Genomic DNA, 19,270 nt, shown 5'->3' with positions numbered 1-19,270 from the left:
CCGCCAACCGCACGGCGGCGCTCGGGTTGGCGATCGCGGCGGCGGTGGCGGCCCTGGGCTGCGTCGCGGCCCTGTTGCTGCGCCAGCCGGGTCCCTGGGCCTGGCTGCTGGCGCCGCTGGTCCTGGCGACGCTGCTGGCCGCCCTGCGGCTCGGCCACGGCCTGCGCGCAGAACGCCGGCGGGCGGCGGCGTTGCGCGGGCAGCTGAAGGCCGTCGAGCAGGAGCGCGATGGCCTGCGCCAGGAGCTGCTCAGCCACGACCAGCTCGAACAGCAGCTGCTGCAAGCCAAGCAGGCCGCCGAGGCGGCGGTGCTCGCCAAGGGCGAGTTCCTGGCCACGATGAGCCACGAGATCCGCACGCCGCTCAACGGCATCCTGCCGATGCTGGACCTGATCGCGCGCGGCCCGCTCGGGCTGGACCAGCGCGAGATGCTGCGCACCGCCACCGCCAGCTCGATGCAGCTGCTGCGCATCGTCGACGACATCCTCGACTACTCCAAGCTCGAAGCCGACAAGCTCGAGCTGGAGATCACCACCTTCAACCTGCGCGAGATGCTCGAAGGCGTGGTGCAGCTGATGCAGCGCGCCGCCGAGGAGAAGCGCCTGAAGCTCTCGCTGCGGATCGACCCGGCGGTGCGCCTGTCGGTGCGCGGCGACCCGGTGCGCCTGCGCCAGGTCCTGGGCAACCTGATCAGCAACGCGGTGAAGTTCACCGAGCGCGGCCACGTCGACCTGCAGGTGCAGCGGCTCGGCGAGGCCAAGGCCCAGCACCTGCTGCGCTTCCAGGTCAGCGACACCGGCATCGGCATCGCGCCGGAGCAGCAGTCGCGCCTGTTCCGTTCCTTCACCCAGGCCGACGCCTCCACGACCCGGCTGTATGGCGGCACCGGCCTCGGCCTGGCGATCTGCAAGCGCATCGTCGACCTGATGGGCGGGCGCATCGGCGTGGAATCCACGCCCGGCGCAGGGTCCAACTTCTGGTTCGAGGTCCCGTTGCTGAAAGTGCTCGGCGACATGGACGCCCCGGCGGCGACCGCCCAGGGGCAGCGCGTCCTGCTGGTTTCCAGCGACCCCGCGCTGTCCCAGCGCATGAGCCGCCTGCTGGGCGACTGGGGCCTGGACGTGCAGGGCGTGGAAACCACGCAGGAAGCACTGGAACGCCTCCGCGCCGGGGCCACCTTGCCGGCCTACCGCATCGTGGTCGCCGATCACGACACCCTGCGCTACAGCGCGCGTGCGCTGCAGCGCACGCTGGCGCGCCAGGAATCCGGCCAGCCCCGGCTGATCTGGCTCTACGGCCAGCACCCGCTCCCCGACGAGATCCAGCGCCATCCCGACCTGCTGCCCCGGCAGGCGCCGGATGCCAGCATCCGCACCGCGCTGTTCCCGCCGGAACCGGCGCCGGCGGTCGAGGCCGAGCCGGCCGCGCCGGCGATGGCCGCGCCGACGCGCCCCGCCCGCATCCTGCTGGTCGAGGACAACCCGGTGAACATGCTGGTCGCCCGCAAGATCCTCGACTCGCTGGGCCACCAGGCCGATACCGCCGGCAACGGCGCACAGGCCCTGGAAGCGATGCTCCAGCAGCCCTACGACCTGGTGCTGATGGACTGCCAGATGCCGGTCCTGGACGGTTACGCAGCGACCCGCCGCTGGCGCGCGCGCGAAGCGGGCCAGTCCGCACGGCCCCTGCCGATCATCGCAATGACCGCCAATGCCATGGCCGGGGATCGCGAGCGCTGCCTGCATGCCGGCATGGACGACTACCTGTCCAAGCCGGTGTCGCGCGACCAGCTGGCCAGTTGCCTCGCCCGCTGGCTGCCGCAACCCGGGCGCGCGCCGGCCCCTGCCCTTGCCCCGGCAGTCCCGCAGGCGCCCGAGCAAGCCGCCGAGGCGGCCCAGGCGGCCGCGCTGCCGGTGCTGGACACCGGCGTGCTGGACGAGCTGCGCGAGGTGGCCGGAGCGGAAACCGCGCGCATCATCGCGCTGTTCCTGGAGGACGCGCCCGGCCTGATCGGCCAGTTGGAAACGGCCGCCACCACCGGCGACATCGAGAAGCTGCGCGACGTGGCGCACATCCTGAAGGCCTCGAGCGCCAATGTCGGCGCGATGGCCCTGTCCAACGCCGCGCGCAGGATCGAACTGTCGGCGCGCACCGGCATGCTGGACCGGCCCGGCGTGCTGGTGGCGCTGGCGATCGCGGAGAACGCGCGCGCCCGCGTCGCGCTGATCGGCTACGCCGGCCGGCTCGCGGCAGCGGCCGCGCGCGAGGCGGATCAGTCTTCCAGCTTGGTGAGCAGGTAGTTCGGCTCGCCGATGCGGTCCACCAGGTCCAGCTGCGTCTCCAGCCAGTCGATGTGCTCTTCTTCCTGCTCCAGGATGTCGGCCAGCAGCTGCCGGCTCACGTAGTCCTTGACCGATTCGCAATAGGCGATGGCTTCGCGCAGCAGCACGGCGCCTTCGCGCTCCAGCGCCAGGTCGCAACGGAACATCTCGGTCGGGCTCTCGCCGATGCGCAGCTTGCCCAGCGCCTGGAAGTTCGGCAGCCCCTCGAGGAACAGGATGCGGTCCGACAGCTTGTCGGCATGCTTCATCTCGTCGATCGATTCCTTGTACTCGTGCTCGGCCAGTTCCTTCAGGCCCCAGTTCTTCAGCATCTTGGCGTGCAGGAAGTACTGGTTGATCGCGGTGAGCTCGTTGTAGAGCGCCTTGTTGAGGTACTCGATGACCTTGGTATCGCCTTTCATGCGACGTCTCCAGCGGTGGGGCGGGCGCACTCTAGCGCTTTCGCCGCATCGATGAAGAAACGCGAATCGTGCTCAGTTTGAGGCAAAACCCGGGCTCGCCCGGCGGGATGGCCACCGCCACCGGAGCGGTCTCGGCCGCGGCGGTGGGCGAAAAGCGGGTTCCTCGCTCCGGGCGCCTGCCCGCGCTGCCCGTCGGTTGGCCGATTGGAATGCGGACGAGGTAGGCGTCAGGCCGCGCTGGCCAGCCCCGCCATCGGCAACGGGAATTCCCGCACGGCGCGCGCCTGGGCGATCAGGTCGGCAGCCATGTCCAGGCACGAGCCGCAGTTGGAACCGCAACCGGTACGCATGGTGAGTTCGGTGACGCTGGCGCAGCCGTTGGCGACGGCTTCGCGGATCTGGTGGTCGGTGACCCCGTTACAGATGCATACGTACACGTTCGACAACTCAAGGCTCACGCCCCAGGATCGGGGGCGTGGCCATTCAAACGAAAACGAGAATGGTTGTCAATTCAGGGCCGTTCATTCGATCCCGGACACGCGCGGCCCCATCCGGCGCTTGCGGGAACGCTTGCGCGGCCGGTCGTGCCCGGCGCTGCTGCCGGGCAGCCAAGCTTCCTGGGCGCGCTCGGGCATCATTCCGACCGCCCCGCCGGCGATGCCGCGCGCCAGCGGCGCCAGGTGGCGCAGGGCGCGGGCGTAGACGCCGCGCTTGAACACCACCACGTGCTCGACCGGGTACCAGAAATCCACCCAGCGCCAGTGGTCGAACTCGGGGGTATCGGTGCAATCCAGCTGCACCAGGGACTCGTCCCCGGTCAGCCGCAGCAGGAACCAGACCTGCTTCTGGCCGATGCAGACCTGCTTCTCGCTGTGGCGGATGGCCCGTGCCGGCAGGCGATAGCGCAGCCAGCCGGGCGTCGCCCCGAGCAACTCGACGTGCTCGGGCAACAGGCCGGTTTCCTCGCGCAACTCGCGGTACATGGCTTCGACCGGGGTTTCGTCGCTGTTCATGCCGCCTTGCGGGAACTGCCAGCCGTCCCGGCGCACGCGGCGCGCCCAGAACACCTGTCCGTCCTGCCGCATCAGCACGATGCCGACGTTTGGCCGGTAGCCGTCCGGATCGATCACGATGCGGACTCCTGAAAATCTACTGCCCCCGACTCTGCCACGCTCGATCGAAGCCCACAAGCCGGCCAGGCAACCGTTGACAACCACCAGGAGCATCGCCAGAATTAGCGGTTCCCTAGGCTATGTAGCTCAGCCGGTTAGAGCACAGCACTCATAATGCTGGGGTCGGTGGTTCGAGTCCACCCATAGCCACCAAGGTTTCCAGTCCGCCTCGCGCGTGCGATAATCTTGGAGCAGTACATCCATTGCCCCGTCGCCAAGTGGTAAGGCATCTGACTCTGACTCAGACATTCGGTGGTTCGAATCCATCCGGGGCAGCCAAATCCGAAAGGGCCTGATCGCAAGATCAGGCCCTTTTTCTTTGGCCGCCCATCCATCCCCGCAGGAGCGGCTTTTGCGGGAGCGGAAACGCAAAAGCCCGGCCTGGGCCGGGCTTTGCGGAAACACTCCAGTTCGGGCGGCCTGCGCCGCCCGGACCAGGCGCCGGATCAGCGCTTGGAGAACTGGGTGGCGCGACGGGCCTTGTGCAGGCCGACCTTCTTGCGCTCGACCTCGCGCGCGTCGCGGGTCATGAAGCCGGCCTTGCGCAGCTCGGACTTCAGCGACTCGTCGTACTCGACCAGCGCGCGGGCGATGCCCAGGCGGATCGCACCGGCCTGGCCGGTGGTGCCGCCGCCGGTGGCGGTGACGGTGATGTCGAAGCTCTCGGTGTTCTTGGTCAGCTCCAGCGGCTGGCGCACGATCATGCGGGCGGTCTCGCGGCCGAAGAACTCGTCCAGCGGACGGCCATTGACGGTGATGTTGCCGGAGCCCTTGCGCAGGAACACGCGGGCGGTGGAGGACTTGCGACGGCCAGTGCCGTAGTTCTGAGTGATAGCCATGATTAGATGTCCAGGACCTGCGGCTGCTGAGCGGCGTGCGGATGGTTCGGGCCGGCGTAGACCTTGAGCTTGCGGTACATGGCGCGGCCCAGCGGGCCCTTCGGCAGCATGCCCTTGACGGCGATCTCGATCACGCGCTCCGGATGGCGCTCCAGCGCCTCGGCCAGGGTCTCGGTCTTCAGGTTGCCGATGTAGCCGGTGAAGCGGTGGTACTGCTTGTCCTGCAGCTTCTTGCCGGTGACGGCGATCTTCTCGGCGTTGATCACGACCAAGTAGTCGCCGGTGTCGACGTGAGGGGTATAGACGGGCTTGTGCTTGCCACGCAGGCGGCGGGCCAGCTCGGAGGCCAGACGACCCAGCGTCTTGCCGGAGGCGTCGACGAGATACCAGTCGCGCTGGACGGTCTCGGACTTTGCAGTGAAAGTGCTCATAGGGAACTCAAGGTAGGTCGGGCTCATTGCGGCGGCGACGCTGCCGGAACTTTGCCACGCGTTGTGAAGGGTGAAACAAGAGGGCCGGCATTCTACGCACTTCCCCCGCCATGTTCAAGCCGCCGGGTCCGCGGCTGGCCCGGGGCCGGGTTCCGGGGGAAAATCGGGGCCGCCCTTCCTCCGAAGCCCCCGCCATGCCGCGCCTGAACACCCCGCTCGACGACCTGCTGACCGAAGCCCAGCGCGCGCTCGACACGGTCTTCGGCAATCCGCCGGCGCATCGCGCCAACCCGGCCGCCGGCACGCCCGACGCGCCCCTGGACGCTCCCGCCCGGCGCCATGCGGCCGGGCTCATGCGCATCAACCACGTCGGCGAGGTCTGCGCCCAAGGCCTGTACTTCGGCCAGGCCGCGGTCGCCCGCGACCCAGCCACCCGCCAGCACCTGCTGGAGGCGGCGCAGGAAGAGACCGACCACCTGGCCTGGTGCGCCGACCGCCTGCGCGAGCTGGACAGCCGCCCCAGCCTGTTCAACCCGATCTGGTACGCCGGCAGCTATGCGCTGGGCACCCTCGCCGGACTGGCCGGCGACCCGTGGAGCCTGGGCTTCGTGGTCGAGACCGAGCGCCAAGTCGAGGCGCACCTGGACGAGCACCTGGAGACGCTGCCGCCCGACGACCGGCGCAGCCGCGAGATCCTGAAGGTGATGAAAGCCGACGAGGCACGCCATGCCGACCATGCCGAGCAGGCCGGCGCGCGCATCCTGCCGCCCCCGATCCCGACCGCGATGGCGCTGGCCTCGAAGCTGATGAAGACCCTCGCCTACCGGCTCTGAACGTCATGCCCCATCTGGAGCAAAGCCCCCTTTGTTAAGGGGGCGCACCGAAGGTGCGGGGATAGGCAGCCGCGAAGTGGGGGCCCAAAGTTTGCACAGCAAACTTTGGGGGCTGGCCCGCGCAGCGGGACAGACTACGAGGCGAGCTTCAGACCTATCACCCCGGCCACGATCAGGCCGACGCAGGCCAGCCGCGCCGGCGAGGCGCTGTCGTTGAACAGGAAGATGCCCAGTACGGCCACGCCCATCGCGCCGATGCCGGTCCAGATCGCGTAGGCGGTGCCGACCGGGATGGTCTTCATCGCCTGGCTCATCAGGTACAGGCTGATCAGCGCCGACACCACCGTACCCACGGTCGGCAGCGGCCTGCTGAAGCCTTCCGAGTACTTCATGCCCAGGGCGAAGCCGATCTCGAACAGGCCGGCCAGCAACAGGTAGATCCAGGACATGCGACACCTCCTTTTCCAATAGGGACACCGATCCCGCGCAGCGACGCGGGTTCTTCCGGGGAACCGCCAAAAAGCAGACGGCCCGGCGCTTTCGCACCGGGCCGCCGTCGGCTTTGGTCCGCGGCTTGCGCCGCGTGGCGGGTCGTCCCGCCCTTCGATTCACCGTGCCCATCCTAGCGGACGGCACCCGAACCGGATATGACCCTCACTCGGCCAGGTTGCGGCCGTGGAACAGCTCCTCGATCTCGCGCTTGAGCAGCGCCTCGATCTTCATGCGCTCCTTGAACGAGAGGTTCTTGGCCTTCTCCTCGAACAGGTACTGGTCCAGGTCGAAGTCCTTCAGGTGCATCTTGGTGTGGAAGATGTTCTCCTGGTAGACGTTGACGTCGAACATCTCGTAGCGCGACTTGATGTTCTTGGCCAGGAAGTTCTGGATCGAGTTGATCTTGTGGTCGATGAAGTGCTTCTTGCCCTTCACGTCGCGGGTGAAGCCACGGACGCGGTAGTCCATGATCACGATGTCCGACTCGAGCGACTCGATCAGGTAGTTCAGGGCCTTCAGCGGCGAGATCACGCCGCAGGTGGCGACGTCGATGTCGGCGCGGAAGGTGGCGATGCCTTCCTGCGGGTGCGTCTCCGGATAGGTGTGCACGGTGATGTGCGACTTGTCCATGTGCGCGACCACCGCGTCGGAGATCAGCTCCTTGCCGGCCTGCTTCTTGTCGATGACCGGCTCCTCGGAGATCAGGATCGTCACCGAAGCGCCCTGCGGGTCGTAGTCCTGGCGCGCGATATTGAGGATGTTGGCCCCGATGATCTCGGCCACATCCGTCAGGATCTGGGTCAGGCGGTCGGCGTCATACTGCTCGTCGATGTACTCGATGTAGCGCTGGCGCTCTTCCTCGGTACGGGCGTAGCAGACGTCGTAGATGTTGAAGCTCAACGCCTTGGTGAGGTTGTTAAAACCTTGCAGCCTCAGGCGTGGCAACGGCTTGACCACGGCGGTCGGTCCTCTGGGAGACGGGAAAGGGGCAATTATGAGGCAAAGTGCCCAGCAACGAAACGCCGACCCCACAAGGTGGTTTACCTTGGACGATCCGTCCCGTTAAGCTTCCGACGATTGAGCTGCGGAACTGCCATGAGCCTAGTGAACCCCCACAGTGTGACGCCGGCGCGTCAGGGCGTCCCGCCGCTGGCGCTGGACGCGGCGACCGTCGAGCGCTTCCTCGCCCATAGCCACCGCCGTCGCTACCCCACCCGCACCGACGTGTTCCGACCGGGCGACCCGGCCGGCACGCTCTATTATGTGATCAGCGGCTCGGTCAGCATCATCGCCGAGGAAGAGGACGACCGGGAGCTGGTGCTGGGCTACTTCGGCGCCGGCGAGTTCGTCGGCGAGATGGGCCTGTTCATCGAGTCCGACGAGCGCGAGGTGGTGCTGCGCACCCGCAGCCAGTGCGAACTGGCCGAGATCAGCTACGAGCGCCTGCACCAGCTGCTGCAGGGCGCCCTGGCCCCGGACGCCGCCCGGCTGCTCTACGCGATCGGCGCCCAGCTCTCCAAGCGCCTGCTCGACACCACCCGCAAGGCCAGCCGCCTGGCGTTCCTGGACGTGACCGACCGCATCGTGCGCACCCTGCACGACCTGGCCAAGGAGCCGGAGTCGATGAGCCACCCGCAGGGTACCCAGTTGCGCGTGTCCAGGCAGGAGCTGGCGCGACTGGTGGGCTGCTCGCGCGAGATGGCCGGGCGCGTGCTGAAGAAGCTGCAGGCCGACGGCGTGCTGCATGCCCGCGGCAAGACCGTGGTGCTCTACGGGACGCGCTGAGCGGGCGCGCATTCGCACAAATGCCCCACGGTCCGCGGCGCGGACCGTGGGCCCCGGCTCATAAGTTCCCGGTCCCCGCGCCTGCCGGCGCGCGCCCTCTTACCCAGGGCCCCCTCCTCCAGAACATTCACCGGGAACCGGGGCAGCTGCTGACGCGACTTGGATGCCGATCCGGGGACCGGCTTTTGTGGGAGCGGCTTCGGCCACGATGAGGCCTTGCCGGGAAAGCCCTATCGCGGCTGGTAGCCGCGCACATGCTGCGCTACACCGGATCGCCGCCGCGGTCGCGGCATCCCCAGTTCAGGATCGGCGTGCCCGGGGGCAGCACCTCGCGGAAGAAGCCGACCCTGCTTCGCTTCGGGTTGACCACCACCGGCGCGCGCGCGGCCTTGAGCAGCGGCAGGTCGGCGACGCTGTCGGAGTAGGCCACCTCGATCCGGCCATAGCCGCGCTCGCGCAGCATCCGCATCTTCTCTTCGTTGTGGCAGTGCCGCTTGGCGATGACCGCGCCCAGGGTCGGGCCGACCAGGCTGCCGATCACCGGCACGTCCTGGTGGGCGACGAACGCCAGGATCGCGCGCGCCAGCTCCGGCGGCGCGCCGGTGGCGACGACCACCCGGTCGCCGGCCTTGCGGTGGCCCGCGAACACCTCCAGCGCGCGCGGCAGCAGCCGGCGGCGGATGTCGGCCTCGTGGCGCAACACGTAGGTGTCGATCACCCGATCGAACTCGCGGGCGCGATGCAGGCCGAACGTGGCGATCCAGACGTAGCCCGAGACCCCGCGCCGGCGCGTCGGCAGCAGCGCGACCATCGGGCCCAGCACCGGCGTGGCCAGCAGCGCGGCCAGCAGCCGCAGCGGATTGCGCCGGATCAGCCAGGCGAACAGGTGGCTGCCGGAATCGCCGTCGTAGAGCGTGTGGTCGAAGTCGAAGACGACCAGCGGCGCGTCCTCGCGCGGGGTCGGATAGGCCTGGGTCATGCGAAGAACAATTGGCGCAGCGCCTCGCCCGGCTCCTCGGCGCGCATGAAGGTCTCGCCGACCAGGAACGCGTCGACGCCGTTGTCGCGCATCAGCTGCACGTCGGCCCGGGCCAGGATGCCGCTCTCGGTCACCAGCAGGCGGTCCCTGGGCACGGCATCCTTCATCGACAGCGTGGTCTGCAGCGTCACCTCGAAGGTGCGCAGGTTGCGGTTGTTGATGCCGATCATCGGCACCGGCACCTGGATCGCGCGCTCCAGCTCGTCGATGTCGTGCACCTCGACCAGCACGTCCAGGCCCAGTTGCAGCGCCAGCCCGGACAGGTCGGCCAGCTGCGTGTCGTCCAGCGCGGCGACGATCAGCAGGATGCAATCGGCGCCCAGCACGCGCGCTTCGTAGACCTGGTACGGGTCGACGGTGAAGTCCTTGCGCAGCACCGGCAGCGTGCAGGCCTCGCGCGCCTGCTGCAGGTAGGCGTCGGCCCCCTGGAAGAAGTCCACGTCGGTCAGCACCGACAGGCAGCTGGCGCCGCCGAATTCGTAGCTGACCGCGATGTCGGCGGGGCGGAAGTCCGGCCGGATCACGCCCTTGGACGGGCTGGCCTTCTTGACCTCGGCGATCACGGCCGCATCGCCCTGCGCGATACTCGCCTGCAGCGCCGCGGTGAAGCCGCGCGTGGCCGGCAGGTCGGCGCTGCGCGCCACCAGCTCCGCCAGCGGCACGCGCGCGCTGCGCTCGGCGATTTCTTCGGCCTTGCGGGCGAGGATGGTGGTGAGGATGTCGCTCATCGGATCGGTTCCTGGGGGCCCGGCATTATCGGCCAAGGGCGGCGGAATGGCGAAAACGGCGCCCTCCCCCGGCTTTCGCGCCGGCGCGGCGCAAGCCGGGGCCGGGCTTCCCGGACGGATCGGGCCAACCGCCGCACGAAGGCCTCACCCCCGCCGGCGCGGAGGGCGGGGAGCCCTCAAAGCGACCGCGTGAACGCCACGTACGCGTCGAGCCGCGCGCGCGCGCTGCCGTCGGCGATCGCCGCGCGCGCGCGGGCGATGCCGTCGGCGATGCTGTCGGCCACGCCCGCCACGTACAACGCGGCGCCGGCATTGAGCGCGACGATGTCCAGCGCCGGGCCGGGCGTGTTGTCGAGCACGCCCAGCAGCATGGCGCGCGATTCGGCGGCATCGGCGACCTTGAGGTTGCGGCTGGCGGACATGGCGATGCCATAGTCCTCCGGATGCACCTCGTATTCGCGCACCTGCCCGTCGCGCAGTTCGCCGACCAGGGTGCCGGCGCCGAGCGAGAGCTCGTCCATGCCGTCGCGCCCCCAGACCACCAGCGCGCGCTCGGCACCGAGCCGCTGCAGCACGCGGGCCTGGATGCCGACCAGGTCCGGATGGAACACGCCCATCAGGATCGACGGCGCGGCGGCCGGGTTGGTGAGCGGGCCGAGGATGTTGAAGATCGTGCGCACGCCCATCTCGCGGCGCACCGGCGCCACCACCTTCATCGCCGGATGGTGGATCGGCGCGAACATGAAGCCGATGCCGGTGGCCTCGATCGCGCGCGCGACCTGCTCGGGCTGCAGCTCGATCGCCGCGCCCAGCGCCTCCAGCGCATCGGCGCTGCCGGACTTGGACGACACGCTGCGGTTGCCGTGCTTGGCCACGCGCGCGCCGGCCGCGGCCGCGGCGAACATCGCGCAGGTCGAGATGTTGAAGGTGTGCGAGCCGTCGCCGCCGGTACCGACGATGTCGACCAGGTGGGTGCGGTCGGCCACGTCCACGGTGCGCGAGAACTCGCGCATCACCGCGGCGGCGCCGGCGATCTCGCCGACGGTCTCCTTCTTCACGCGCAGGCCGGTGAGGATCGCCGCGACCATGGTGTCGGACACTTCGCCGCGCATGACCTGGCGCATCAGATCGACCATCTCGTCGTGGAAGATCTCGCGATGCTCGATGGTGCGCTGCAGGGCTTCTTGCGGGGTGATGGGCATGGCGTGAGGTCTTGTGGCGAATGGGGTGCGCGGCAAACGTGTGGCCGCGGCGGAACCGGGCGGCCCGGCGCCTCCCGGGGATCAGCGCTGCAGGAAGTTCTTCAGCAACGCGTGGCCGTGCTCGGTGAGGATCGACTCGGGATGGAACTGCACGCCCTCGACCGGATGCTCGCGATGGCGCAGGCCCATGATCTCCTCGACCGAGCCGTCCGGGTTCTCGGTCCAGGCGGTGACTTCCAGCACATCGGGCAGCGTGGCCTTGTCCACCACCAGCGAGTGGTAGCGCGTGGCCTGGTAGCCATCCGGCAGGCCGGCGAACACGCCCTTGCCCTCGTGCCGGATCGGCGAGGTCTTGCCGTGCATGATGTTGCCGGCGCGGATCACGTCGCCGCCGTAGACCTGGCCGATGCTCTGGTGGCCGAGGCAGACCCCGAGGATCGGCGTGGTCGGGCCGAGCTTCTCGATCAGCTCCAGCGAGACCCCTGCCTCGTTCGGCGTGCACGGCCCCGGCGAGATCACGATCCGCTCGGGCTTGAGCGCGGCGATCTGCTCGACGCTCATCGCGTCGTTGCGCACCACCGTCACCTCGGCGCCCAGCGCCTGCAGGTACTGCACGAGGTTGTAGGTGAAGCTGTCGTAGTTGTCGAGCATCAGGAGTCTCATGATTATAAGTCCTTGATTTTATTGAATGTTTTCATTACACACGGACCCCATTACACACTTCATTACACACATCGACCATTGATTGGGATGCACGAAGCGCAACTAAGTGCTGTCGCAGGGTAGCAAGGGGTCTTGAGCGGAGCCGCAGAGCCCGCCAACGTGGTGCGCTAAAGGGGCCTCTGCGCTCGCACGGCTGGGCCAAGTGCCGAGACAAGACAGGCAGGCCCGGACTCCGCGGCGATGCAGCGCGCGGGGCATGAGTTCGACGATGGGGCTGGGGTGCTAACGGCATCGGGCAATCTCCTCAAATCTTGGAGCCGCCGTGCCGGGGAAGCCTTCTTGATACCTTGCCTGCCGGTACGGCGGCAAGGTGCGGTCAAGACCGCAACGACATGCCGCTTCCTATTGGAAGCGCCACCACAGAGCGATGTTGGTCGAAGCGGTACGGGTCATGGACAGACCAAAGTATTGAATTAAAAAAGCTAGAACCCCGTCCGAGCGCACCCGAACAGAATTCCAATAACAATCTCTCGCATTTTACCATGAGCATGCTAGGCAAAGTCCACTGCCGAGAGAACGGCGAGATCACCTTGGCTCTCGCCAAGTGCGCCCGGGGAAGATGGAAGAGAGTTCACTGCTTCCACTTTGCGCAGGACGAGGCCGACGTGGCCCACATCGCACAGGCTGAAAGTGACGAGAGCAGCTTCTGCTCGCACTGTGACCCGGACATGGTCACGTGGGTGAGCGAACGGCAGCTCGCCACTTGATTGTTAGGTCAAAGGCTAGAAACAGCGCTCGCGAGCTACTCAAGGTCTGTTCCTGGCTGCGGCGTCGAAAGACGCTTCTCCACTTGATGGAAGTCAACGGCATCCCGACATGCGATGCGACGATGCCTGTCCACCTCGCAGGCACTGAACGCAAAATGGCGAGGTTGGACGAGTCACATCGCTTCGCGAGTAGATGCTATCTCGGTATATCAGTATTCCGAACCAGCATGATGTGCTCGGCATATTCCCTGTCCATCTGGACATTGGGCACCGGGTGCAACCTCGCGCGCCCTGTGAAACAACTGGGATATCAGACCATATCGAATCGGTCTTGCTGGGCTTTGCGCCACCCATGACGCTGATACCGTGAGCGCCAATATCGAGCTTGCGTCCTCATCGCTCGATGGGCCGGCAACCGATCAATTCTTGCACATAGAGCAAGACGAGGCCACCTGCGGCGGATGCCAATGATCTCGCCCGCCTACGTCTAGGGCATCGTCCCAGGCATCCGCTACAGGGGCTACAACGACACAACAGCCCTTGGCAGGGCAAGAAAGGAGCCGGCGATGTAGCGCATCCGAAAGGAGACGACGACATGCACAAGGACATTCCAACATCAAAGGTGTTCTATCGTCCCATCGAAGCGGCCATCCGATGGGCTGGGTTGCTGCGGTACCTGCCCATGATCCTGGCCACGATCGCATCACCGCGCTTTCTGCCTCCATCGCTGAACTGCCCTCGGTGGAATGAGTGCCGGCTCTACTCGGAGCGCATCTATGACGGCATCCTCAACGGAGAACTACCCTACGGCAAGAACGGGATCACGCTCAATGACCCCAAGCTGCTGCAGTCGCCGGATTTGACCGTTCGCCACGTTGATCTGAAACGCTGGATGCGCACCCACTATCCGGAGCACCGGCCAGGCTTCCTGTTCAGCCGTGGCGAACGCATGGCGCATCCTTTCATCACCATGGAAACAGGACAAGCGATTCTGGTGGAGCGGTTGGCACTTCAGGCCGCGCTGGACCATGCCAGACGTCAGATGCAAGAACTGCAGGAGCGGAACGACATGCTGCTCAAGCAGTCCACCGTGCTTCTGGCTTCCAAGCAATGCGAGATCAGCGAGCGGGCAGAGACGACGTATCTCAACATCATTGGCGGGATGCTGACGCTGATGCTCGGCCGGTCGCCTTCGGGAGTTCCTTACTCCAGCTTCCAAACGCAGGAGGCCCTTGTTTCCGCTTTGGTCGCCCACTACGGCGGCACCATGGGCATCACGGAGCGAACTTTGAACGGCAAGTTCGCCAACGCCAGGAAGTACGTCCGTAGTGCAACTGCGTGAGTTCTTCCAGCTTGTATGTGCAATCGCGGAGATTGCATTTGCAATGTCTTTCCGCAGCCATGTCTATTGAATAGAGGTCACGCCAACAAACGCCACTGAGCGTTCAGGAGTGACCGCCATGTCGCAGACACCTGTACTTCCACCGAACGAGCGCCGCATCCTGCGGCTCGATGAAGTCGAAGCCAAGTCCGGCTTCAAGCGCGCCCATATCTACAACCTGATGAAGAAGCGCCAGTTCCCGCAGGCGCTGCGACTGGGTGTGCGCGCGGTGGGCTGGGATTCGATCGAAATCGACCAGTGGATCGCCGAACGCCTCAACAACCGCACCTGACCCGTTCTCCCTCGGATTTCCCCATTCCCAGACGGAGAGCGCCATGCAGGTTGTATCCATCATCTCGACCAAGGGCGGCGTCGGCAAAACGACCACCGCCGCCAACCTCGGCGGACTGGCCGCCGACGCGGGCCTGCGCGTGCTGCTGCTCGACCTCGACGTACAGCCCACCTTGTCCTCCTACTACGAGCTGGCACGCCGCGCATCGGGCGGCATCTATGAACTGCTGGCTTTCAACGAGCGCGACCTCGGCCAACTCGTGTCCCGCACGACCATCGCCGGCCTGGACCTGGTGCTGTCCAACGACCACCGGGGCGAGTTGAACACCTTGCTGCTGCACGCGCCGGATGGGCGCCTGCGGCTGCGGCACCTGCTGCCGGTCCTGGACCCCCTCTACGACCTGGTGCTGATCGACACCCAGGGTGCGCGGTCGGTGCTGCTGGAGATGGCGGTGCTCGCTTCCGACGTTGCGCTCTCGCCCGTGACCCCGGAAATCCTCGCGGCGCGCGAGCTGCGGCGCGGCACTATGCAGTTGCTGGAGGACATCGCGCCGTACCGGCACCTCGGCATCGAGCCGCCGCCGCTCCACCTGCTCATCAACCGCGTCCATCCAGTGTCCACGAACGCCCGGCTGATCCAGCAGGCCCTGCGCGACCTGTTCCAGGACCACGCCGGCATCCGCGTGCTGGCCACCGACGTGCCGGCCATCGAAGCCTATCCGCGCGCCGCGACGCGCGGCCTGCCGGTGCATCGGATCGAGTACCGCCAGCCAGCGGGCAGAGTCGCCCCCGCTGCGCTCGACACCATGCGCGGTCTCGCCGCCGAATTGTTCCCGCAGTGGCAGCACCGATTTGCCACGGTGTCCGGCCGGCCTCCACACCCTCTTGAAGCCGGGAGGCCCCATGGCGAACGCACATGAACTGGCCCGAGGCCACAAGCGGTTGCGCGCCCTGATCGAGTTCGCTGTCGGCGAAGGCTGGCACGTCAAGCGCACGCCGGGCGGCCACCTCAAATTCACCAAGACAGGCTGCGCCGCGATCTACACCAGTTCGACGGCCAGCGACCATCGGGCGGCCCTCAATGCCCGTGCGCAGATCCGCCGCGCCGAGCGCGAGGCCCGATCCCAAGCGCGGGGAGGCAGTCATGGCTGAGATCACCTCCCAGCAGATGGCCGGCAAGCTGCTCGCGGCCGGGTTCGAGCGCAGCGGCCCGTCCGCCTCGGCGCTGAGCGACCCCATTGCCGACACGCCGATGGTCGTGACCCTCGACCAATTGCGCCCCTATGACCATGACCCGCGCAAGAAGCGCAATCCTGCCTATGAGGACATCAAGGCGTCCATCCGTGAGCGTGGCTTAGACGCGGCGCCGGCCATCACCCGACGGCCCGGCGAGGACCACTACATCATCCGCAATGGCGGCAATACGCGATTGGCCATCCTGCGGGAGCTGTGGTCGGAGACCAAGGACGAGCGCTTCTTTCGCATATCGTGCCTGTTCCGGCCTTGGCCCAGCCGCGGTGAAGTCGTCATGCTGACCGGCCACCTGGCCGAGAACGAATTGCGCGGCGGCCTCACGTTCATCGAACGCGCACTTGGTGTCGAGAAGGCGCGCGAGTTCTACGAACAGGAGAGTGGCAACACCTTGAGCCAGTCCGAACTGGCGCGCCGCCTTGCTGCGGATGGCTTCCCCGTCCAGCAATCGCACATCAGCCGGATGAACGACGCGGTGCGTTACCTGCTGCCCGCGATCCCCGCCGTGCTCTATGGCGGCCTCGGCCGCCACCAGGTCGAACGCCTGTCGGTCATGCGCAAAGCCTGCATGCTCGCGTGGGAGCGCTACGCCAAGGGCCGCTCACTGGTTCAGGACTTCGACGAGTTCTTCCAGGAAGTGCTCTCGCAATTCGACGTCCAGGCCGACGAGTTCTCCGCGCAACGCGTACAGGACGAGTTGATCGGCCAGATGGCCGAACTGCTGGGCGTCGATTACGACGTGCTCGCGCTGGACTTGACCGAATCCGAGAGTCGCCAGCGTGCCTTGGTCAGCGACCCAACGCCACCCTCGATGCCGCCGACATTGCCGGAGCCGGGAGCTGTCGCGCGTTCCCCTGCCGATACCTCGCCGCCCATCGCAGGGCCTGAGCCGGCAGCGCCGCCTGCAGGCCGACCTGCGGCCACCCCCTCCGCGCGCGAGATCGACGCGGATGCCAGCCAGATGAGCATGGCCAGTCGGACAGCCGATGACCACCTGCTTCAGGAGCACATCGTCTCGCCCGCGCCGACGACCGAACGGCTTCAGTCCATCCAGCGCATGGTCGCCGACCAGTTGGGCGATGCGCTGCCGCCCGACTTCTCGGCGAACGTCTTGCAGTCCATCCCGGTGCAGGCCGGCGGGCTCTATCCGATCTCCGATGTCTGGTACATCGACCCGAGCCTGGACACGCCCGAGTGCTTGCGCATCCACGTCGCGCAGTTCGCCCGCGAAATCGCGGGCGAGGCCGACCTGGACGAGTGCATCGACGACCGTCCAGACGGCATCGGCTTCGTCTGCCGTGCCCGCACCCAGGACCCGGGGCCGCTAGGCCGTCCCGTCCTGGCGCTGCTGGCGTGCCTGGCTGGTCAGCAGTCCGCCGACGTCGGCCTGGATCACGGACAAATCGTCATCGACCTGCCGGCGCTGCTGTACGGCCAAGGCGAGGCAGCTCGGCGGTTGAGTGACACCGCGCTGGTCAAGCTGTTCCGCCTGCTGCGGCTGGCCCGCCGCCTGCTCGACCTGGAAACCGGCGCTGCGGACGCTGGAACGTAAGCGAGGGAGGCCAGCATGTCCGCACCACACCCACTCAACCAGGCTGTCATCGCCCAGGCCCTCTATGACCTGCGCAATGGGCAACTGCGCCGCTGCAAACTGATGGGGTTTGGCGAGGAAGAACTGGATGCCCTCAAGCATCCCGCACTGATCAGCGTGCTGGCCAACGCCAACGTCTCGTGGTGCTCCGTGACGGTCAACCGTGAAGTGCTCCGGCGTCTGCTCAGGCAGGCCCAGGACGTGGAGAAGGAGATCGCCACGGTCGATCGCATGCTCAGGCTGGGCGCGAGCACCGAGATGGTCAGCCGCTTCTACGGCCTGACCCACCAGGAAGTGGCGCTTCGGCGCGAAATCCTCGGCCTACCCAAGCGCAAGGGCCGCCACCCCGTGCTGGACGAGACGCAGGACACGGAGCTGTGGCGGCAATGGAAGGCCGTGACCAGCAGCAGAAACGTCGATCTCGACGACGAAACCTCCATCCTCGACGCCGCCATGGATCTGGCCGAAGGCATGTCGCTCCCTCTGTCGGTGGTCTGGGCCTCGATCAAGAGCTGGGTCGATCAGGGCTTGGGTTGAGTCATGGCCGTGGACGACACCGCACCACGTCGTGGCCCCGTCGCACTCGCGGACCTGTTCGACGCTGCGCTGAAGGACCTTGCGCCCAAACCCAAAGCCGACGTGCCCCCCTCCACACCCACGCCCGTCCCGGTGTCCACGGCCCCGGCGTCTGGCGATGCGTTCCTCTTCAGCGGCAACCGGCATGAAACCGTGCCGCGGCGGCTGTTCCTCGACCGCAGGCTGACACCGCTGGAGCGCAACGCCTGGCAGGTGTTCCGGCTGATGCTCAACGACGATGGCGTGACGGCATTCCCCACCTATGAGCAGTTGCGGCCCTGGCTGGCCTCGATGCCATGCGCCGGGCAGGCTTCGCACGAAACCGTGGCGCGAGCCCTGACGCTGCTGCGCTTGACCCGATGGCTGAGCCTCGTTCGGCGGCGACGCGACCCCAAGACCGGCCGCATCCTCGGTAACCTCTATGTCCTTCACGACGAGCCGTTGACGCCCTTTGAAGCGATGCAGCTCGACGCCGACTACCTGGCGCTGGTCAGCCAGTCCCTCGGCCACGCGGCCAAGGCCGTGCAGATGGTCGGCCTGAACACGCTCAAGGAAATCGCGGAGGACCCGCTGCTCTCCGGCCGCACACTGCCATCACGGCTGCAGGTCCTGGCCGAACGCCTCGCCAGCCAGGGCATCACGGCGGCCGAAAGTTATCCACAGCAAGAGGACATCCACGATTCCGAAGAAGGGGCTTCGAGCCTTCTTCGGAATCGTGATGACCCCACTTCGGAATCCGAAGCAGGGCCGAAACCCGCGCCAGACGCCTCTCTTCGGAATCCGAAGCAGGCCCGTACAGTACGTAGTAGTTGTATTAATGAAGTACGTACTACCGCGCAGGCGCGTGCGCTGGGCGACCTGCAATGGCCCAAGCGCTTCGCGGAACTGAAGGCAGAGCAGCAGACAGGTGCCAGGGTGGCGTTGCAGCAGGTCGATGCCGCGCTGAGACAGGCCGTGCTGGACGAATGGGCCACACGATGCAGCAGCCACGGCATCCGCAATCCGGCGGGATATTTGTTCGGCATCATCCAACGGGCCATCCATGGCGAGTTCAATGCCTGGGCCAAGAAGGATGCGCCATCGGCCCCCGTTCCTCCAAGCCAGCGGCCACCACCTGCACCGCCACCTCAGCCGCAGGGCAAGCCCGTGCCACCGGAAGTCGCCAAGCAGCACATCGAAAGGCTGCGCAATCTGCTCGCCAGCAAGTGAGAAGGCCTGCAAGGCGGCGCAAGTAGATGTCCATGGCCGCCGGTAGAGCTATCCCCTGGGGATAGTTCCACTGCCGAGTACGGCGCAGAGCAGTCGCAGGTCCGCCATCGACCATCTGCCACAGAGTCAGTGTTGTCCGCCCCGATCCCGGCGTGCAGCGTTCCTTGGCGCTCCATGGAGCTATCCCCAGGGGATAGCTCGCGCCGCATGCACCCGCCGCGCCCTGAACCGGGGACTGGCGGGTTTCGGTTTGTTGACTGACTGCCTTCCGCTTCCT

At 67.0% G+C, this 19,270-nt stretch carries 21 protein-coding genes and 2 tRNA genes; 12 read left to right on the top strand and 11 right to left on the bottom strand.

Annotated features, from left to right (window positions below; all coding sequences use genetic code 11):
* Positions 1-26 precede the first annotated feature (26 nt).
* Entirely contained in the window at positions 27-2,300 is a 2,274-nt protein-coding gene (locus tag M3M27_RS02195) for an ATP-binding protein (RefSeq protein ID WP_434027938.1), read from the top strand.
* Here M3M27_RS02195 and bfr read toward each other — a convergent pair.
* From bfr to M3M27_RS02180, 3 genes are all read right to left on the bottom strand, one after another.
* Positions 2,273-2,743, bottom strand: a complete 471-nt coding sequence (bfr, locus tag M3M27_RS02190; RefSeq protein ID WP_140725528.1) for a bacterioferritin — start codon at positions 2,741-2,743, stop codon at positions 2,273-2,275. The two genes, M3M27_RS02195 and bfr, sit on opposite strands and share 28 nt — an antisense overlap.
* Positions 2,744-2,970: 227 nt before the next feature.
* A complete protein-coding gene (locus tag M3M27_RS02185; protein WP_140726155.1) occupies positions 2,971-3,180 on the bottom strand; it encodes a (2Fe-2S)-binding protein in 210 nt (69 codons plus the stop codon).
* Positions 3,181-3,264: 84 nt separating this feature from the next.
* The gene (locus M3M27_RS02180; protein WP_140725524.1) at positions 3,265-3,873 is read right to left on the bottom strand and encodes an RNA pyrophosphohydrolase; all 609 of its coding nucleotides are present in this window, start codon (positions 3,871-3,873) and stop codon (positions 3,265-3,267) included.
* Positions 3,874-3,991: 118 nt separating this feature from the next.
* On the opposite strand from M3M27_RS02180, the gene M3M27_RS02175 reads away from it, so the two are divergent.
* A tRNA-Met gene (locus tag M3M27_RS02175) sits at positions 3,992-4,068 on the top strand.
* A gap of 51 nt (positions 4,069-4,119) precedes the next feature.
* A tRNA-Gln gene (locus M3M27_RS02170) sits at positions 4,120-4,194 on the top strand.
* 167 nt (positions 4,195-4,361) lie between these two features.
* Here M3M27_RS02170 and rpsI read toward each other — a convergent pair.
* On the bottom strand, positions 4,362-4,754 hold the full coding sequence (rpsI, locus tag M3M27_RS02165; RefSeq protein WP_140725521.1) for a 30S ribosomal protein S9: 393 nt from the start codon (positions 4,752-4,754) through the stop codon (positions 4,362-4,364).
* Positions 4,755-4,756: 2 nt separating this feature from the next.
* Positions 4,757-5,185, bottom strand: coding sequence for a 50S ribosomal protein L13 (gene rplM / locus M3M27_RS02160; protein WP_140725517.1), 429 nt, complete (start codon positions 5,183-5,185; stop codon positions 4,757-4,759).
* A gap of 194 nt (positions 5,186-5,379) precedes the next feature.
* Between rplM and coq7 the strand changes: the two genes are divergently transcribed.
* A complete protein-coding gene (gene coq7, locus M3M27_RS02155) occupies positions 5,380-6,018 on the top strand; it encodes a 2-polyprenyl-3-methyl-6-methoxy-1,4-benzoquinone monooxygenase (RefSeq protein ID WP_434027002.1) in 639 nt (212 codons plus the stop codon).
* Between the two features lie 134 nt (positions 6,019-6,152).
* On the opposite strand, the gene sugE is transcribed toward coq7, so the two are convergent.
* Complete coding sequence (gene sugE / locus M3M27_RS02150; protein ID WP_434027001.1) at positions 6,153-6,467, bottom strand: quaternary ammonium compound efflux SMR transporter SugE; 315 nt, start codon at positions 6,465-6,467, stop codon at positions 6,153-6,155.
* A 205-nt stretch (positions 6,468-6,672) separates the two neighbouring features.
* Entirely contained in the window at positions 6,673-7,467 is a 795-nt protein-coding gene (speD, locus tag M3M27_RS02145) for an adenosylmethionine decarboxylase (protein ID WP_057646947.1), read from the bottom strand.
* Between the two features lie 147 nt (positions 7,468-7,614).
* On the opposite strand from speD, the gene crp reads away from it, so the two are divergent.
* The gene (gene crp / locus M3M27_RS02140; RefSeq protein WP_256661947.1) at positions 7,615-8,295 is read left to right on the top strand and encodes a cAMP-activated global transcriptional regulator CRP; all 681 of its coding nucleotides are present in this window, start codon (positions 7,615-7,617) and stop codon (positions 8,293-8,295) included.
* A gap of 262 nt (positions 8,296-8,557) precedes the next feature.
* Here the strand turns inward: crp and M3M27_RS02135 are convergent, their stop codons facing one another.
* From M3M27_RS02135 to M3M27_RS02120, 4 genes are all read right to left on the bottom strand, one after another.
* A complete protein-coding gene (locus tag M3M27_RS02135; RefSeq protein ID WP_140725502.1) occupies positions 8,558-9,274 on the bottom strand; it encodes a haloacid dehalogenase-like hydrolase in 717 nt (238 codons plus the stop codon).
* Positions 9,271-10,062, bottom strand: coding sequence for an indole-3-glycerol phosphate synthase TrpC (trpC, locus tag M3M27_RS02130; RefSeq protein WP_434027000.1), 792 nt, complete (start codon positions 10,060-10,062; stop codon positions 9,271-9,273). Before trpC ends, M3M27_RS02135 begins: the two co-directional genes overlap by 4 nt.
* A 176-nt stretch (positions 10,063-10,238) precedes the next feature.
* Positions 10,239-11,264 carry an anthranilate phosphoribosyltransferase gene (gene trpD / locus M3M27_RS02125; protein ID WP_434026999.1) on the bottom strand — a complete coding sequence of 342 codons (1,026 nt, stop codon included), beginning with the start codon at positions 11,262-11,264 and terminating at the stop codon, positions 10,239-10,241.
* Between the two features lie 81 nt (positions 11,265-11,345).
* Positions 11,346-11,927: an anthranilate synthase component II gene (locus M3M27_RS02120; RefSeq protein WP_434026998.1), complete on the bottom strand. Its 582-nt coding sequence runs from the start codon at positions 11,925-11,927 to the stop codon at positions 11,346-11,348.
* Between the two features lie 1,362 nt (positions 11,928-13,289).
* On the opposite strand from M3M27_RS02120, the gene M3M27_RS02115 reads away from it, so the two are divergent.
* The 7 genes from M3M27_RS02115 (at position 13,290) to M3M27_RS02085 (ending at position 18,993) form a co-directional block, all read left to right on the top strand.
* Positions 13,290-14,036, top strand: a complete 747-nt coding sequence (locus M3M27_RS02115) for a hypothetical protein (protein WP_217110009.1) — start codon at positions 13,290-13,292, stop codon at positions 14,034-14,036.
* Positions 14,037-14,154: 118 nt separating this feature from the next.
* Positions 14,155-14,367, top strand: coding sequence for an AlpA family transcriptional regulator (locus M3M27_RS02110; RefSeq protein ID WP_004566600.1), 213 nt, complete (start codon positions 14,155-14,157; stop codon positions 14,365-14,367).
* Between the two features lie 43 nt (positions 14,368-14,410).
* A complete protein-coding gene (locus tag M3M27_RS02105) occupies positions 14,411-15,286 on the top strand; it encodes a ParA family protein (RefSeq protein ID WP_217110007.1) in 876 nt (291 codons plus the stop codon).
* Positions 15,270-15,518, top strand: a complete 249-nt coding sequence (locus M3M27_RS02100) for a type II toxin-antitoxin system HicA family toxin (RefSeq protein WP_217110006.1) — start codon at positions 15,270-15,272, stop codon at positions 15,516-15,518. The genes M3M27_RS02105 and M3M27_RS02100 overlap by 17 nt, the downstream gene beginning before the upstream one ends.
* Positions 15,511-17,169 (top strand): ParB family protein, encoded by a 1,659-nt coding sequence (locus tag M3M27_RS02095; RefSeq protein WP_434026997.1) that lies wholly within the window; start codon positions 15,511-15,513, stop codon positions 17,167-17,169. Before M3M27_RS02100 ends, M3M27_RS02095 begins: the two co-directional genes overlap by 8 nt.
* Before the next feature lie 15 nt (positions 17,170-17,184).
* On the top strand, positions 17,185-17,745 hold the full coding sequence (locus M3M27_RS02090; protein WP_217110004.1) for a DUF2857 domain-containing protein: 561 nt from the start codon (positions 17,185-17,187) through the stop codon (positions 17,743-17,745).
* A gap of 3 nt (positions 17,746-17,748) precedes the next feature.
* Complete coding sequence (locus M3M27_RS02085) at positions 17,749-18,993, top strand: STY4528 family pathogenicity island replication protein (RefSeq protein WP_217110003.1); 1,245 nt, start codon at positions 17,749-17,751, stop codon at positions 18,991-18,993.
* Positions 18,994-19,270: the final 277 nt, after the last annotated feature.

The organism is Xanthomonas boreopolis (assembly GCF_046529185.1).
Lineage (GTDB): Bacteria > Pseudomonadota > Gammaproteobacteria > Xanthomonadales > Xanthomonadaceae > Pseudomonas_S > Pseudomonas_S boreopolis.
Note: the sequence above shows the minus strand (reverse complement) of the source record. Positions and strands in the feature narration are given on the sequence as shown.